The following is a 17,387-nucleotide window of genomic DNA, read 5'->3' on the forward strand; positions in this document are numbered from 1 at the left end:
TTGTAGCGATAAATATCCCTACTTGGGCGAATAAGCTGGTAGCGAATTAGGATATTTTGCAATTTAAAGTGTTCTTTTTTTTCGAAAATTAACTTACCCTGCTATGAAAACGATCTGCCAAATAATTGCAACTTCGCTTGTTTTAGGTGTGTCGGCCATTGCCCAGGCCCAGGAGTCGCCCAAGTGGGCTGGTATTGAAACGCCCACCTTTCAGACCCTCACAACGTCGGTGGAAGGAACCTCCATTATAAAGGTCCACGTCAATAAAGACTTGGCTAGTACCGTGAGAATCATCATGGTTGACCATTCGGGGACGGTGCTTGCCAGTCAAAAAATGAGCAAGTATGAATACCAAAAACTGGTTCGTTTTGATCTGAGTCAATTGCCCGCAGGAAAATACAGCATCGTGGTGTGCGACCGAGAACATACCGCAACCAAGACCTTCAGAAAAGAAGTAACGACCTTGGGTATTCCGCTTACGGCCCAGAATTTAGTGGCCGCACATTAATTTTCATCATAGGTTTGGTAATACAGCAAGGCTTGCTGAATATCTCAGCAAGCCTTCTACATCATTTTATAAAATGTTATTTAATCTTCACTTTGGTAGCCCCGTACCCAAACTTCTCCTTTTGGGCATCCTCAAAAAACTTCACGTTTTTGTGTTTGCTCATGCGGCGGTGCAGCTCAGTGCGGAGTACGCCGTTGCCTACGCCGTGGATGAACGTAATCTCGTCCATGCCGCTGGCGATGGCTTTTTCGAGTTGTTGCTCAAAAGTTTTTAGCTGAATTTCAACCATTTGTGAATTGCTCAGCGTCATAAAATCGCGGGTAAGCTTTTCGATGTGCAAATCAATGACCGCCGCTGGGCGTTCTACTTTTGTTGGAAGCGGTGTATCAGGCTCATTTTTCTCAAACATCTTTTCTTTCAGCGCCTGCGCGTTCAGCGGTTGGTCAGATTTTTCCTTTTCATCGCTGTCGAGTTGATACAGATACGCGTCTTTGTCGAGGAGCGGAGCTTTGCGTTTATTTTTAAAAAACGTGTTGGCCCGAAACTTCACCCGCTTGCTAAACGGCGCACGCTCGGGGGCAAAACCAACGGTGTAATACAGGCAATTGAACACAAACGTGCCCCACTCGTCAAAGTCCTTGATTAACAAATCTTGCACTTTTACGCTGGTTTTGGCTTTCATCACCCCGCCCGAAAGACCGCGTTGGTGGCGCTCGGTGGGCATCGTAAGTGCGTAGGGAAGGTCCCAGTCGGTATTGTTGACCAAATGCAACGCAATTTCGCGGTCGTTGAGCGGTACAAACGCCATAAAAATGCCTTTTTCAGCCTTGATGCCCGTCGGTCGTGATTCTGATGACTTTTCGACAGTCGGACTGACTTTTTGTCCGCGAAAAAACTGACCTTCTACCGCCGACACCACGGCCAGCTCTCGTTTGAGGACTGGCAAACGGAACCCTTCTTCAATTTCAATCTCCACCACATCGTTTTGCAAAAAACGCGTAATGATGCCTTCCTCTTTGGAATGGACTAATCTGACTTTATCGCCTATGTTCATTTGGGTATGGTACTTATTTCTTGTAAAAAATAATTAAGGTGTAAGGAGGTTTCTCTGCGCCTTTGCGTGAATATTCGCTACTGACGCAGTCGCAATGTGCCTTCTCCTTCATAGACAACCACTTCATCCTCTAATAGTTCCCGAATGGTGTCAATGGCCGCCTGTTCGTTTTTAATGCCAAACGACGCCACCAACTGTTGGGGCGTAAGTGGGCTTAAATTCAGCAACCGTAAAATCTCCGCTTTGAGCTTACCGTTTTCGGGATTGGAGGGTGTTTTTTTCTTTTTGGCCAAACAATTATCACAAATTCCGCAACGTTCGTCGGTGTGTTCTCCAAAATACTGTTGCAACAACTGAGTGCGGCAGCGGGTGGAATGCTGCACATAATTAGCAACGGCCTCGATACGCTCAAGGTCGGCCCGGTGTTTTTCCTGAATCGCCAAGGCATTGATGGGCAGCATGTCGGCGTCGTAGCGAGGCGTGAGGAAGCTTAATTGTGGCTTGTCGCGCTGCTTTTCGTACACCAAAACGCCCAAATCATGCAAACTCTGCAACATTTTCACCACGTCGGGTTCCATGATGTAGTGTTTTTGTGCGATAACGCTTTCGGAAATGTTGACAAACTGCGTGAAAATTTCGCCGCCGTACATTCGCAGCAGCAATTTGATGAAGCTATCGTACTGCGGATACTTGAGCTGAAGGTCATACAGCGCGCGATTGTCGACCACAATGTGAATCTTGGACGAGCTGTTGTACGCGTCGCTCAATTGCAAAAAACCTTCTTCTTCCAGCAATTTGATGGCGTAGTGGGTTTCGGAGGCGGGCAAGCCAAACGTCCCTGTAAAAGTCTGTAAATCAAAGTCGAAATACTCCAGTTCTCCGCCACCCACGGGCACGCGGTAAAAATTAGCCAACGCCTGATACACCCGCCGAACTAGCTCAATGGGCGGGTATTTTTGCTCCACATTGCGCACAAGTTCGTTCAGGTCTTTGGGCGAATACAGCGCCACGGCGTAGGCTTTTTGGCCATCGCGTCCCGCGCGCCCCGCTTCTTGGTAGTAAGCTTCGAGGTTGTCGGGCAGGTCGATGTGAATCACCACCCGCACGTCGGGTTTGTCGATGCCCATGCCAAAGGCATTGGTGGCCACCATGACCCGCACGCGGTTGCGAATCCAAGCCTCCTGTTTTTCGCCGCGCTGTTTGGTGGGGATGCCCGCGTGGTAAAATTCCGCCCGAATACCCTGTCGGTTCAGCCAATCCGCCACTTCTTTGGTGCGTCGGCGGTTGCGTACGTAAATGATGGCCGAACCGGGCACATTCTGCAAAATCCGGACGAGGCGAGAGTCTTTGTTTTCCTCAAAAAAAGCCGAATACGACAGATTGGAGCGCGCAAACGTTGCCTGAAAAACGGCAGGTTCGCGCATTTGTAGCTTTTCGCAAATATCCAACTTTACGGGCTCGGTGGCCGAGGCAGTGAGGGCGATAATGGGCACGCCCGGAATCAGGGCGTGGAATTCGGCAATTTGCAGGTAAGAAGGTCGAAAATCGTAACCCCATTGTGAGATACAGTGCGCTTCATCGATGGCGAGCAAGTTGATTTTCATCATCTTGGCCCGCGTCAAAAAAATATCGGCCCGGAGCCGCTCGGGCGAAACGTACAAAAACTTGGTGGTTCCGTGGATGCAGTTGTCGAGCACAATATCGATTTCGTGCCAGTTCATGCCCGAATAAATGGCGGCGGCCATGATGTTACGCCGCCGCAGTTGCTCCACCTGGTCTTTCATGAGGGCAATCAACGGGGTAACCACAATGCAAACGCCCTCCATAGCCAAGGCGGGAATCTGAAAGCACAACGACTTTCCGCCGCCCGTGGGCAGCAGGGCCAAGGTATCTCGCTTGGCCAGCACAGACTGAATAATTTCTTCCTGTAAAGGACGAAATTGGTCGTATCCCCAGTATTGTTTAAGAATCTCGTGAATCATGGACAGGTACTCAAATGAAACGCAAAGGTAATGGTTGGGGAAGTAAATAAAATTTTATAATGTTGCTGAAAGAAAATGGGCAAGCCCTTGGTGGTGTTTGCTCCGCTAAGCCTTTTTGATAAAGTTATGCTTAGGAAATACTTAGGATAGTTGGAGAAATTCGGGCACTATAAAAATTGTGGGTGAAAAACACCCACAACGGCAAAAATGGATAAAAATCAGATAATCATCATTGTTAGCTTGCTTAGGTGGTGTATAATCCTAACAATACTTGCTATATTTTTGATGATTTTTTCATTCTATGAGTACATAGAAAATGATAATGCCGAAAGTCAACAACTTTATTGTGCTGTGATAGACTATAGTAATAAGCAATATGATGATTTAACAATCATGACCCCGATTCAATAGAAGATATTGGTGCTATTTTGGCATATATTGAAAGAAAATAGAGGTGAGGTCACTGCCCAATTTTGTTTGATAAAGTTATTGATAGAAAATATCCATCATAATCAGAGAAAATCAGGCATTGTAAAAATTGTGAGTGAAAAACACCCACAAAGGCAAAATGGGTGAAAATGTATTTTCAGTGAAATTAAGAAATTCAGCCCTTGGCAGTGTTGTCTCCGCCCAATTTTTATGGCTAAAGAATTCCCAAAACGGCCCCCATTATACCCACTCCATCCCAAACAACTCCGCCAAATGCCCTTTTACCTTTTCTTCCACTTCAGCCATCGGGAGTTCGCGGCCGAATTCTTGTTGCAGAGAGGTCACGGCTTTGTCGGTGATGCCGCAGGGGACGATGTGCCCAAAATACGATAAATCGGTGTTGACATTAAACGCAAAACCGTGCATCGTGACCCAACGACTGCATTTAACACCCATGGCGCATATCTTGCGCGGGTTTTGTAGGGTTTCAAAATCCAGCCACACGCCCGTCAGTCCGTCGATGCGCCCAGCCGACAGGCCGTAGTCGGCGCAGGTCAAGATGATGGCTTCTTCCAGCGTACGCATGTAGCGGTGAATATCGGTGAAGAAATTCTCTAAGTCCAGAATCGGATAGCCGACCAATTGGCCCGGGCCGTGGTAGGTAATATCACCACCGCGATTGATTTTATAGTAAGTGGCCTCTATTTCAGCTAATTGCGTTGCATCAACCAATAAATTGTCGGGATGTCCGCTTTTTCCTAGCGTGTAGACATGCGGATGCTGACAGAAAAGCAGGTGATTGGTGGTGCTGCGTTGTTGGTCGGCGGGGGCATTCCGATTGTGGGCTTTGATGCCTACATTTTCGGCCAAAAGCTTCTCCTGATAGTCCCAAGCCTGCTGGTAATCAATCAGGTTTAATTTCTCAAAACGGACTTTTTTATTCAATACGGTGTTCATACATCACTAATGAAAAGGCGAAATTACCTAACTTTGTCGAAACACTTACGGCCATGCGTCAAATAACCATTCAAGTGCCTGACCAACAATACGAATTTTTTATGCAGTTGGTTCGTTACTCAGAGTGTGGCTAAGTGTGTTTACATTTAAGAATTTATCCTAATATAAAAATACCATTTTGTCACCCTGCTAAGGGCCTTTTGAATGCGCTATTATTGCAGTGCATTTTATCTGTCATTAGATTTCTACGGAATGACAAAAAATGCGAGTGAAAAAGGATGACTGAAAAATTATGATTCTAATAGCAGATAGCGGCGCGACCAAAACCGATTGGCGTATCATCAATCCTCAGGGAGGAATTCAACAGGCAAAAACGATAGGGTTGAGCCCGTATTACCAAACATCTGAATCCATTGCGGCCGAATTGACCCAAAACTTACTGCCTGCGGTCGACGGTGAAGTGACCGAAATTCATTTTTACGGCACGGGTTGTGCAGGGGAAGAGCCCTGCGCCATTGTTCGACGTGGTTTACAGGCGGTTTTTCCAACGGCTAAAACCATCGAAGTAGATAGTGATATGCTCGGCGCGGCGCGGGGGCTTTGCGGACACGAAGCGGGCATTGCCTGTATCTTAGGTACGGGCTCCAACAACTGTCTGTACGATGGGCGCGACATTGCCGATAAAATCCCCTCTCTGGGCTTTTGGCTCGGCGACGAAGGCAGCGGCGGATATTTGGGCAAAACCCTCGTGACGGCGTTTTTACAAAAAGAAATGCCCGAAGACTTGGCAGAAAAATTCGCCAAGCGCTACGGGCTAAATCGTGAAATCGTGTTGGAAAATGCCTATAAAAAGTCGTTTCCCAATCGCTACTTTGCTACTTTTTCTAAGTTTTTGTTCGACAATCGCAGTCACCCGTTTGCGTACAAATTGGTGTATGATGCGTTTATTGAATTTTTGACAAAATACGTCTGCAAACTTCCTGATTATCAAAAATATAAAGCTCATTTTGTGGGCTCTGTAGCTTTTTATTACAGCGATATTCTGCGCCGGGCTGCCGCCGAAAAAGGCATTGTGGTGGGGCACATCATGGAAACGCCCATAGCAGGTTTGGCGCTCTACCATCGGCCGCAGTAAATTTTATAAAAGTCCGTGAATCTGGGCGTATTGAAGGAGCATAATCGTTTTTCCGTCTTTGATTTCGCCCGTTTCTATCATTTGGAGCGCCTGTTGGAAGGAAAGCTCCAGCACCTGTATGTTTTCCTGCTCATGTTCGGCTCCGCCGCCCTCGTTGACTTTCATGTCTTTGTGGTATTCGGCCACGAAAAAATAAAGAATTTCGGTCACAGAACCAGGCGACATGTAGGCTTCAAAAATTTTCTTCACCTGCGTAATTCGGTAGCCCGTTTCTTCTTCGGTCTCTCTTCTAATACAATCTTCGGCGTTATCTTTGTCGAGCAATCCCGCACAAGCCTCAATTAACATACCCGTCTCATTACCGTTGACGTAGGTTGGCATTCTGAATTGTTGGGTAAGAATCACGGTTTGGCTTTCACGGTTGTAAAGAAGAATCACAGCGCCGTTGCCCCGGTCGTAAGCTTCCCGTGATTGTTGGGACCATTGCCCCGCAGGATTTCGGTAATCAAAGGTGATTTTTTTGAGGGTATACCAATTGTCTGAAAGCAGTTTTTCTTCAATGATTTTAACGTTTGGATTATTCATGGCTACCAATTTGATTGTTTTTGATTGAATTTGATTATTTTTGAGCAAAATAAATAAGTTAAGATGAGTTATCAAAGCAGAAAGCAAATCATTTTAAAAATCGTTGAAGAAAAAGGAGAGGCAGAAGTCAAGGAATTGGCGCAATTGATTGATACTTCGGAGATTACGATAAGGCGCGATTTGGGGCAAATGGCGGCCGATGGCCTCATTTACCGCACCCACGGCGGAGCCATGAAATTGAGTCTGGTGAACCCACCCGTCAGTTTTGCGCAAAAATCAGGGGTCAATGCCGAAAAAAAGGAGCATATCTGTCGTTTGGCAGCAGCTGAAATCCACGACGGAGAGGTGATTTTTATGGATTGTGGCAGTACCGTTTTTCGGCTTTGCCCGTTCATCAAAAACAAAAAAATAAAGGTCATTACCAATTCTCTGCCCGTGGTGTATGAGCTGATGAATACGGAAGTTTCCATCAATTTGATTGGTGGAGAATTGGACAATGAGCGTCAGGCTGTTCATGGAGTCATGGCTACCGAGCACATTCAACGGTACCGTGCCAACAAAGCCTTTCTGGGAGTAGATGGCATTTCAGCCGAGAACGGCCTGAGTGCTGGAAGCGAAAAAGAGGCTGAAATGACCAAAGCAATGGCTGCCAATGCCCTTGTAACTTACCTGTTGTGTGATTCTACCAAGTTGGGCCGAAACCGATACCTGACCTTTGCACCCCTTCAATTGGTAGATGTATTGGTGACCGATGAGCAGGACGAAGGCAGAATAGAGGGGTTTAAAAACGCGGGTTTGCGGGTTTTAAATCAATAAATAACGGCGGAAAACACTTTGTTTATTCCCCAAAAAACAAAAAAAAGTCGAGGACGGCAGTTGCTGTCCCCGACTTGAGCGTGTGCGTTCCTCAAATAATAAAGGCAAACATGCCCTGTAAGTCCAAGCTCCCTCAGCCTTACAAAAAGTATGTACGGAAAAAATCACTTTGGGGTTGCGCTTTTCTGAGAAATTTCTGTAAAATCCTTGGAAGGGATATAAAAAATGAGAAAATTAGTTTTTACCTTTGTCTCGCTATTGGAAGTTTCTCTGTTTCTCTCGACCGCATTGCTGCGTACTTGTCATCTGTCGGACGGAGTTTAGATCGAAGGCCGTCCGTAGCGCACCAAACGTTTTTACTGATCAAACAAATGAACATTTATGTAGCAAACGTCCCGTTCAAGGCGAACGATGACGAATTACGCGAATTATTCGAGGAATTTGGCGAGGTATCTTCTGCCCGCATTATCATGGACAAGTTTACGGGTAAGAGCCGGGGTTTCGCTTTTGTCGAAATGCCTAATGACGACGAGGCTAAGCAAGCCATTTCACAGTTGAATGAATTTGATTTTATGGGTAAAGTGCTCGTTGTAAACGAAGCACGTCCCCGTGAAGATCGTCCTCGCACTGGTGGCGGTGGTGGTTTTGGCGGCGGCGGCAATCGTGGTGGCAGTGGCGGCGGAAGCCGTGGCGGCTATGGCGGTGGCGGTGGTGGCCGTGACAACGATTTCAAGAAACGTTGGTAATAATAACTACATGATTTCTGTAGGGAGCCGATTCGAAAGAATCGGCTTTTTTTATTTGTTTTATATGGGGAAATGTAAGTAGGAGTTTTGGCTCTCCCTTACTTCTTAAAATTGATTCAGTAAAAATTGTTCAATTTATTCTTGTAAAGTCAATAGCAAGGTCAGCTACTTAAAAACACCTTTCTAATGACTCATTTTAACCTCAAAGCTAAATTATACAGGAAATTTTGGACGTATTCAAGAGGGATTATTTGTGTCGGATTGGCAGGGGGTATGAGCATATTTGCTCTGTTGTCGACCCAACAAAAGGACGGGCCTTCTCCCGCCAAAACGCCTGCCGAAGAGAAACTGACCTTCCAGCTTGAACCGGGTTTTAAAATACAGTTAGTGGCAGCCGAACCAATGATTCAGGCACCCGTGGTGGTTACTTTTGATGAAGACGGGCGGCTTTGGGTAGTCGAAATGAGGGGGTTTATGCCCACCATCGACGGAGAAGGTGAGGAAAAACCCGTGGGACGGATTTCGGTGCTCGAAGATAAAAACGGCGACGGAACAATGGACCACAGTACCGTTTTTTTGGATGGATTGGTGATGCCCCGGGCCATCGCGCTGGTCAAAGGCGGTGCGCTCGTAGCCGCCAATAATTCCCTGTGGTTTGCGAAAGACGTGGATGGAAACCTAAAAGCCGAATCCAAAATACTCATAGATTCTACCTACGCCCGCAATGGCTTGCCCGAACATACAGACAATGGGCTGATGCTCAACACTGACAATTGGATTTATAATGCCAAATCGCGCTTACGGTATCGGCTTGAGGATGGCAAATGGCGGCGCGATAGTACCGAATTTCGGGGACAATGGGGCATGAGCCATGATGATGAAGGGCGTCTTTATTATAATTATAATTGGTCGCAGCTCCACGGAGATTTGGTGCCGCCCAATTACCTTTCGCGCAATAAAAACCATACACCTACTACGGGTATTGACCACGGATTTACGATTGACCGTCGGATTTATCCCATACGGCCCAATCCCGCCGTCAATCGGGGGTATATTCCTGGCACATTAGATGCTTCGGGACGATTGCTGGAGTTTACGGCCGCGTGTTCTCCGTTGGTGCTCAGGGGCAGTGTTTTCCCAAAAGAATACAACGGAAATGTATTTGTGTGTGAGCCTGCGGGCAATCTCATCAAACGCAATGCGGTAGACAAAACGGGCTTTATGGTATCGGCTCGCGACCCTCACCCAGGCAAAGAATTTTTGGCTTCGACCGACGAGCGCTTTCGCCCAGTAGCTTTGACGACTGGACCCGACGGAGCCTTGTACGTAGCTGATATGTACCGTGGACTCATTCAGCACGGGGCCTACGTAACTCCCTATTTAAAAGAGCAAACCCTTACCCGAAAATTGATGCAACCCATCAATCGGGGGCGTATTTGGCGGATCGTTCCAGCCGACTGGAAACCCACCAAGCCGCGTAAGTTATCGAAGGCATCTTCGGCGGAGTTGGTAGCGGTGCTGTCGCATACCGAAGGGTGGCAACGAGACATGGCGCAACGTTTGCTCGTTGAGCGAAATGATAAACAATGCATTCCGTTATTGACGAATTTGGTACTAAACAGAACCAATCACTTAGCTCGTTTTCATGCTTTATGGACGCTTGAAGGCCTTCATTCCACTTCCGCCGACTTACTTTTTACATTATTGGTGGATAAAAATCCTTTGGTTAGCGCCAATGCGCTTCGTTTATTGGAGCCTTTTGCGAAGAAAGACGCGACAGTACGCGTGAAATTACAGCAAATTATCGGGCAGATAGAGGTGAACGCGGCCCCCGAACAGGTACTTCAAATGGCCCTTTCTGCGTACGTTCTTGAACCCGACGCAGCTCAATCCTTGTTGGCGAGAATTTTAACGAAAAATATCACTTTTCCGCTGGTGCGCGATGCGGTCATGAGTAGTTTATACAACCGTGAATTTAACTTTTTAGCATCATTATTAAAATCACCTCAATGGAAAACGTCGCAACCAGAGAAAGAAATATTTCTAGAAATGCTGACGACGGCCGTTGTTCGTAAACGGGATGCCAAGGAGATGTCGGCGCTGTTAGCGATGCTGGATGTCGACAAAGCGTCGTTTGGTTGGCAGCAAAAAACGATGCTTACCGCCATGTCTATTCAGGGTAAAAACCGCAAACTTAAGCCCATTCAGCTTTCGTCAGCACCTACGCTGTTTGCCCGTACCGACTGGGAGCCTCTCCAAAAAACGCGGCTTCAAACCGCTTCGGCGTTGTTTGAATGGCCTGGCCACGTGGCTCAGGCGAGCCAAGTTCAGCAGAGTTTGTTGAATGATGAACAGCAGCAACAGTTTGCGCTGGGGCGTCAACATTATCTCACTACCTGTGCGGGTTGCCACGGCAGTGACGGGGCAGGACTCAGCCGTTTTGGTCCGCCGCTGGTAGAATCTTCGTGGGTGTTGGGTGATGAAAAACGGCTGGCACTCATTGTATTGCATGGCATGGAAGGCCCACTTGATGTGGCAGGAAAGCTCTATGACGTGCCTGATATTCTGCCCGTTATGCCTTCGCATTCTACAATGGACGACGGGGCCATTATGGCAATATTGATGTATATCCGCAACGAATGGGGCAACAATGCAGGGCCCGTAAGCAAGGGAATTGTCGGTAAAACCAGACATACTTCGCAGGGAAGAGTAGTGCCTTGGACGGCCAAAGAATTGAATCAGTATGTGGCAGATACGAAGTAGGAGGAGTCAGGAGCGAGAAGTTGAGATGGGAAAAGGAGGTAAGAAATCAGAAGTAAGAGTTAAGAATTTTAAAATTCGTCGTCATTTACAAATCGTGACCAATATCAATGAAAAGACGCCAATTTATACAAAAGACTGCTTTGGGTTTCACGGCGCTTTCGTTGCCTGAATTTCCTTGGCCAATGGCCTCTACCCGTATGGGTATTGTGGTGCATTCGTACGCGAGCCGATGGAACTCTAAAGTTCAAAGTGCTAAATACCCAGGATTTCAAAATGCGGTTGATTTACTGGAACATTGCCATCAAATAGGCGCAGGGGGCATACAGGTAGTGGTGAAAGATTGGAGTCTTGATTTTGCCCAAAAGGTCCGCGACAAAAGGGAGAAATTAGAACTTTACGTAGAAGGGTCCATTGGTTTGCCCAAAAAGCCAGAAGATGTGGCTGCGTTTGAGAATGAAGTGAAGAATGCCCGGGAGGCGGGTGCACAAATCCTCCGCACGGTCTGTTCGGGTGGGCGGCGCTATGAGGTGTTTCATTCGGCGGCGGCCTTTCAAGATTTTAAGAAAAGCTCGTTGGTTTCTCTACAATTGGCCGAGCCGATTCTCCGCAAATACAAAGTCAAACTAGCGGTCGAAAACCACAAAGATTGGCGGGCGAAGGAACTGGTGGCGGCGTTGAAGCAGATAAACAGCGAATGGATTGGCGCAACCTTAGATTTTGGCAATAACATTGCCTTATTGGAAGACCCCACCGAGGTAGTGCAGGCGTTGGCCCCGTATCTTTTCAGTACGCACATCAAAGACATGGCCGTGGAAGAATACGCCGAAGGGTTTTTATTGTCAGAAGTGCCCTTGGGGAAAGGAATATTGGATTTGCCCAAACTGGTGGGTATTTGCCAGCAACACAACCCTAATGTCACGTTCAGTTTAGAAATGATTACCCGCGACCCGCTGATGATTCCGTGTTTAAATTCGGATTATTGGGCCACGTTCGAGGGTATTTCGGGGGCTGAATTTGCCCAAACGCTTCAGATGGTCAAAAAAAACAAGTACGCTTCGGCGCTACCGAGGGTATCACAACTAACGCCCGAGGAACGGCTGGCAGTAGAAGAAAATAATATATTGGAAAGTTTGAAATACAGTAAAGAAAAATTAGGCCTTAAATAACCAAAAAATTACCCCTGAATTGCACCCAAATGGATAGAGAAACATTCCCCGGAATCAAACAATTTGACTTGACAGGAAAAGCCGCCATCATTACTGGAGGTTCGAAAGGACTAGGACAGGCGATGGCCGCTGGACTCGCCTCGGCGGGAGCCAAAGTGATGATTGTTAACCGAAATGCAGAAGAAGGTGCTCAAACAGCACGGGAAATTAGCGAAGAATTTGGGGTCAAAGCCCTCTCTTTCAGCGCCGATACGACCGATTTGACCCAAACCGAAGCAATGGCCAAAGCCACGATGGACGCCTTTGGCCGCATTGATATTTTAATCAACAGCGCTGGTATCAATATTAGGGGCGCCATTGACGAAGTAACACCCGAAGATTTTAAAAAAGTAATGGATGTCAACGTCAACGGTACGTGGTTGTGCTGCCGGGCGGTGGTTCCGTACATGAAACAAAACAAGCGTGGTAGTATTATCAATATGGCCAGTACTTTGGGAATTGTGGGCTTGGCCAACCGAACGCCATACACGTCGAGCAAAGGCGCGGTGGTGCAAATGACCCGGGCGCTTGCGTTGGAGTTGGCGCCTTTCAATATCAACGTAAATGCCATTTGTCCAGGCCCTTTTTTGACCGAAATGAACTTACCCATTGCTGATACGGAAGAATCTAAAAAGTTTATTGTGGGTGCAACCGCGCTGGGGCGTTGGGGGTTGCTGCGGGAGATTCAAGGGGCCGCGATATTTCTGGCCAGCGATGCTGCCACGTACATGGTTGGCTCGATGCTTACCGTAGATGGCGGTTGGACAGCAAAGTAAGCCATAAGTACCCAAAAAGCTCGGTTTTTATACCTAGTTTGGCTGTGGCCCTTCGGATAAAATATTCGTAGGGCCATTTTTATTAGACAATGAGAACAATCACTTAAATCGTTGTAATGTCAAACCCTGATTTATGTAAATTGTAGCGATATAACCGTTATAAGTATATTCATTACCCCACACTGATTAGACGTACCTAAAGTTTGAAAATAGCTATGAAAAAAGTATTTATTTTAATGATTATAACCGCCGTTTGGCTACCTAGCCAAGCCCAGTTAGGCTACCGTACTCAGTGGGAGAAATCGGTAGGCTCCTCGTTAAATGGTGAGCTAGCCATTGGATGGCCTTTCAGTCATCAAACGCCCAACGGTTCAATCCTCTTTAGTTTTCCGTATCGCCTGTGTGTCCTGAAATGCAGTACAACCGTCGTGAATCGGACCATTTTTAGGGACAGTACTTTTAAAAAGGATAGCCGCTACTCACTTAACAATAATTTTGATTATCAGCCTTTTATCAATGGGTATTTTGTAGAAACTGGGAATTTTATTGATTCTCAAACCAATAAAATTTATTATACCTCAACCGTTTATGACCCCAACAGCGATGTGAAAGCCGTTTTTAATCGTGCCGAAAATCCTCTGAAAGTCGGAGCACTAACGCCCACTTCCAACGGAGAATTCTTGATTTCGTTGCATGAAAATGGGGCTTTTATCCCCGATAGTATCGTAAGTGTGGGCAAGAATGGGCAAGTTGCCTGGAAATATGCGATGCGTTCAGAGTTGTTTCGTTGGCAGGACTCTTCATATAAACCTACCGCATCTGATGAGCCTTTTTTGGGGAATGATAAGACCGCGGCCTACATTGCTAAGAGAGAGATTCGTTCTAAAACTGACTTTTCACTCCTTTTGGCTACCACCAAAAATCTCGTGTTGGTAGATAGTGCTGGGCGCGAAAAATGGAGTGTTTTGGCCGATTCAAGTGTTTATACAACCAAAATTGTGGGTCAGGATGCACAATCTCGCTACGTAGTATTGACGGTAAAAGATTCGACAGGAAATCTGCTAAAATTTGATAGAGAAGGAAAAAAAGCCAAGACGCTTTCCCTAAAATTGTCGCCTTTCTATAACCTCAATAATGTTGCCTTTCAAAGTACGCCCGACCACGGATTTTTGCTTTTTCGTAAAAACTACGCCATTCCTGAGCTCATCAAATTTGATAGTACTGGTTTGCCGCAGTGGCGGTTTTTGGGTCCTTCCTATTTGAACAAATTAAAGGTTTATTCCAACGGCAGAATCTTGGGATATTCGCACTATTACAACGATTACAAATTGTTTCTGCTTACGCCAAGTGGAAGTCCGATTTTCTCCGATAAAATTATTCATTTTGTGGAAAATAATCAGGGATGGATTTATTTTACTACGTCTCAGAAAGTCTACGCGGTCAATCCCGAAGGAGAACTCGCTTGGACGGTAGAACGGCCTACCTCCTATGCCATTTTAAGTTTTGACCGTGACGGAACGCTGCTTTTGACCGAGACCATTTCTGCAAAGAATGAAAATGCAGCAAGTTTCTTGAAATTGGCTGGTTTAGACGTAGTTAACAAATACCGTATTTCAAAATTTTCATCGACTGGGCGGTTGATTTGGGCATTGCCAGTTAAGCTACCCGTACAAGATTCCACCCGACAGGCTCGAATGCTGGCGGGCACGTATCCCTCCAACGACCAAAAAGGCGAATATCTGATTACCCAAATGTTGATCACCCTGAATCCTAACGCGACGATGGGAAATTGGGATAACTTTTCGCATGTCACCTCCGTCACTAAAATCACGAGGCCTTGCTACGAGAATCTTACCGCCATGCTTCAATCAACGGCATCGACCCTCTGCGAAGGACAAAAGCTACCTTTGACTGCGAATCCCGATTCGCTCCATTTTTTATCCTACCAATGGCAGCGCAACGGGCAAATTCTACCCAGTGCCCTCCAGTCCACTTTTGACGCCACCGCGACGGGAACCTACCGCGTTTTGGTGAGGGATACGGTTTGTGGGGTTTCTTCGTTATCGCCCGTCGTTGAAATAAAACCTGCCATAGAAGCCACCGTTACGCCCGAAGTGACTGGGCCGATTTATGCCCCACTGAAGGCCAAATTGAAAGCCAACGAAGGGGCAGGATTAACCTATCAATGGTTGAAAGATGGTATAGAAATCACAAGAGAAACCAGCGCGGTGTATGAAGCGGGAGAAAGTGGAAACTACGCCGTAAGAGTAACCAAAGACGGCTGTCGTAATACTTCCCAAACGTTGGGAGTTACGATTTTACAGCCGCTTAGTGTAGAACCTACGTTGACTAATTTGGTAAATGTTTACCCCAATCCCACGAATGGTAGGTTTCAATTGACGCTACCACCGCAGAGCCAACAGCCTTTTGTAGAAATGCTTGACGCCACGGGGCGTTCATGGCCTTTGCAGGGGCGTGCGGGGCATTATCAAGCAGACGCTACTCCTGGTTTGTATTGGATACGGGTGAAAGTTGGCAATGAGGAGATTAAAAAACGATTAATCATCATTAATTGAGGCTAAATAAGTGAAGAAAATATACCTGTTTGTTAGTTATTTGGGGGCTGATTCGCAAGATTCAGCTCTTTTTGTTTTATTCGCAATATGAAAAACCCTGTTTCCTAAACCTTTAACTTTTTATTGCAATGGCTGACCGAATAGGTGGTTATCGTATTGGCAAAATGCCAGACGATGTAACCCAAAAAAAAATCAAAAAAAACATTAATCTCCCGCCCAAAGTCGATTTGCGAAAATTTATGACTTCGGTCGAAATGCAGGTGGGAAATAGTTGCGTGGCCAACTCCTTTGCGGGAGCATACGAGTATTTGGCCAAGCGTACCCTCGGGGATTCTTCGGACGTAAGTCGCTTGTTTATTTACTACAATGCCCGGTATTTTGCGGGGGAACAAGACGAAGACAATGGCTCGATGATGGTCAATGCCATCGAAGGACTAAAAGAGTACGGTGCTTGTTCAGAAGATTATTGGCCCAACGATGAAGATAGGATCACTGAAGAACCAGATGAAGATTCCTACAATCACGGTTCTAATTTCCGGATTGTAGAAGCCGAATTCATCAAAACAGACCTAAATCTGTGGCGGCAGACCCTGGCAGAAGGTTACCCGATTGCGTTTGCTCTCAATACCTTTAAATCTTTTGACAGCGCAAATCGCAACAAAGGCCGCGTAATTATGCCCAGAGCTTCTGATGAGGTTCGGGAAACGCACGGTTGGCACGCCATGCTTTGTGTGGGTTATTCTGACCCCGACAAAATGTTTATCGTTCGGAATTCGTGGGGCGAAAGATGGGGCGACGGTGGTTATTGCTACATTCCGTACGATTATGTCATGCACGAAGACTACAACGGACACGATTCATGGATTGTGAAAGCCGTAGAAAATTTGGATTACAGCGAGGGTATTTCTGACGACAGCGAGGAGTCCAATTTCTACGATGAAGACCGGACCTACCTGACGGATTTCTACATTCAAGTCGAAGACCCCGAAGATTTTGCGGTTCAGCTAGAAGCCCTTTGTCAGGAGTACGTTACGGAGGAAGATGAGTTTTATTTTGACTACGAAACCATCGAAGATGAGGACGGGGTAGAGTATCTCGAAATCACCAACTTTGAAATTCTGACGGATGTGTACGAAGATTTCTTGGCAGATTTGGACGCGCTTTGCGACGAATACGCCATTGACGGAGATTATGAATACGCGCTAGTTGGGGCCGAAGAAGAGGAAGAAAACGAATAACGCAAGCATTGACAAGGGTTGGTTGAGACTTCAGTTTGTCATTTTGTGGTTATTTATATAATTTTAAGGAGATTTGTTTGTGATTTCGCTTTGTCAAACCAACCCTTTTACAATTATGAGAACCATTGATGCTTGGCTGAATGAATACGGCGAAAGCCATCAGAACCCTACCAATAAACTGGTGCACTGGATTTGTGTACCTGCCATTTTTTTTAGCGTGGTAGGATTGCTTTACAGTATTAAACTGCCCGTTTTGATTGCCGAAAATCTACCGCTCAATGTAGCAATGCTCGTACTGGCACTGGTGACGATTTATTACATACGTTTATCCGTTACTTTGGCCGTGGGGTTGATTTTGTTTACGAGCTTGTGCCTTTTTCTAGCCCAACAAGTTGAAAATCAAGGCTGGACGCTATGGCAGGTTTCGTTGGGCATTTTTGTAATTGCTTGGGTTGGTCAATTTTGGGGGCATAAAGTGGAAGGAAAAAAGCCTTCTTTTTTTAAAGATTTACAATTTTTGATGATTGGCCCCGCTTGGTTAATGCACTTTATCTACAAAAAAGCGGGAATACCTTATTGATAGTTTTATCTCAAATTTGGGGGTAATCGGTGCAATG

Annotated in this window: 14 protein-coding genes; 10 read left to right on the forward strand and 4 right to left on the reverse strand. The window is 46.3% G+C overall.

The genetic code is table 11. The annotated features are described in order from the left end of the window. The first annotated feature begins 103 nt into the window (after positions 1–103). Positions 104–508, forward strand: a complete 405-nt coding sequence (locus GVN20_RS13575; RefSeq protein ID WP_166558860.1) for a hypothetical protein — start codon at positions 104–106, stop codon at positions 506–508. Between the two features lie 76 nt (positions 509–584). Here GVN20_RS13575 and GVN20_RS13580 read toward each other — a convergent pair whose 3' ends face one another. The 3 genes from GVN20_RS13580 to lipB form a co-directional block, all read right to left on the reverse strand. Beyond that, positions 585–1,562, reverse strand: coding sequence for a DUF2027 domain-containing protein (locus GVN20_RS13580; RefSeq protein ID WP_166558861.1), 978 nt, complete (start codon positions 1,560–1,562; stop codon positions 585–587). A gap of 77 nt (positions 1,563–1,639) precedes the next feature. Beyond that, the gene (locus GVN20_RS13585; RefSeq protein WP_166558862.1) at positions 1,640–3,544 is read right to left on the reverse strand and encodes an ATP-dependent DNA helicase RecQ; all 1,905 of its coding nucleotides are present in this window, start codon (positions 3,542–3,544) and stop codon (positions 1,640–1,642) included. Between the two features lie 669 nt (positions 3,545–4,213). Beyond that, positions 4,214–4,930, reverse strand: coding sequence for a lipoyl(octanoyl) transferase LipB (gene lipB, locus GVN20_RS13590; RefSeq protein WP_166558863.1), 717 nt, complete (start codon positions 4,928–4,930; stop codon positions 4,214–4,216). Between the two features lie 292 nt (positions 4,931–5,222). Here lipB and GVN20_RS13595 point away from each other — a divergent pair, with 292 nt between their 5' ends. Next, complete coding sequence (locus tag GVN20_RS13595) at positions 5,223–6,065, forward strand: N-acetylglucosamine kinase (RefSeq protein WP_166558864.1); 843 nt, start codon at positions 5,223–5,225, stop codon at positions 6,063–6,065. 3 nt (positions 6,066–6,068) lie between these two features. Here GVN20_RS13595 and nudK read toward each other — a convergent pair whose 3' ends face one another. After that, on the reverse strand, positions 6,069–6,650 hold the full coding sequence (nudK, locus tag GVN20_RS13600) for a GDP-mannose pyrophosphatase NudK (protein ID WP_166558865.1): 582 nt from the start codon (positions 6,648–6,650) through the stop codon (positions 6,069–6,071). Between the two features lie 63 nt (positions 6,651–6,713). Here nudK and GVN20_RS13605 point away from each other — a divergent pair, with 63 nt between their 5' ends. The 8 genes from GVN20_RS13605 to GVN20_RS13640 all read left to right on the forward strand — a co-directional run bounded on the left by GVN20_RS13605 (position 6,714) and on the right by GVN20_RS13640 (position 17,350). Beyond that, positions 6,714–7,466, forward strand: a complete 753-nt coding sequence (locus tag GVN20_RS13605; protein ID WP_166558866.1) for a DeoR/GlpR family DNA-binding transcription regulator — start codon at positions 6,714–6,716, stop codon at positions 7,464–7,466. 371 nt (positions 7,467–7,837) lie between these two features. Continuing rightward, positions 7,838–8,212, forward strand: coding sequence for an RNA-binding protein (locus GVN20_RS13610; RefSeq protein ID WP_114459469.1), 375 nt, complete (start codon positions 7,838–7,840; stop codon positions 8,210–8,212). Positions 8,213–8,398: 186 nt separating this feature from the next. After that, positions 8,399–10,975 carry a c-type cytochrome gene (locus GVN20_RS13615; protein WP_409033839.1) on the forward strand — a complete coding sequence of 859 codons (2,577 nt, stop codon included), beginning with the start codon at positions 8,399–8,401 and terminating at the stop codon, positions 10,973–10,975. A gap of 107 nt (positions 10,976–11,082) precedes the next feature. After that, the gene (locus tag GVN20_RS13620; protein ID WP_166558867.1) at positions 11,083–12,141 is read left to right on the forward strand and encodes a sugar phosphate isomerase/epimerase; all 1,059 of its coding nucleotides are present in this window, start codon (positions 11,083–11,085) and stop codon (positions 12,139–12,141) included. A gap of 29 nt (positions 12,142–12,170) precedes the next feature. Next, entirely contained in the window at positions 12,171–12,956 is a 786-nt protein-coding gene (locus GVN20_RS13625) for an SDR family NAD(P)-dependent oxidoreductase (RefSeq protein WP_166558868.1), read from the forward strand. Between the two features lie 215 nt (positions 12,957–13,171). Next, a complete protein-coding gene (locus GVN20_RS13630; RefSeq protein WP_166558869.1) occupies positions 13,172–15,532 on the forward strand; it encodes a T9SS type A sorting domain-containing protein in 2,361 nt (786 codons plus the stop codon). A gap of 128 nt (positions 15,533–15,660) precedes the next feature. Next, on the forward strand, positions 15,661–16,770 hold the full coding sequence (locus tag GVN20_RS13635) for a C1 family peptidase (RefSeq protein ID WP_166558870.1): 1,110 nt from the start codon (positions 15,661–15,663) through the stop codon (positions 16,768–16,770). A gap of 115 nt (positions 16,771–16,885) precedes the next feature. Beyond that, positions 16,886–17,350: a DUF962 domain-containing protein gene (locus tag GVN20_RS13640; protein ID WP_166558871.1), complete on the forward strand. Its 465-nt coding sequence runs from the start codon at positions 16,886–16,888 to the stop codon at positions 17,348–17,350. Positions 17,351–17,387: the final 37 nt, after the last annotated feature.

This window comes from Runella sp. CRIBMP, from assembly GCF_009905605.1.
In the GTDB taxonomy this organism is placed as follows: domain Bacteria; phylum Bacteroidota; class Bacteroidia; order Cytophagales; family Spirosomataceae; genus Runella.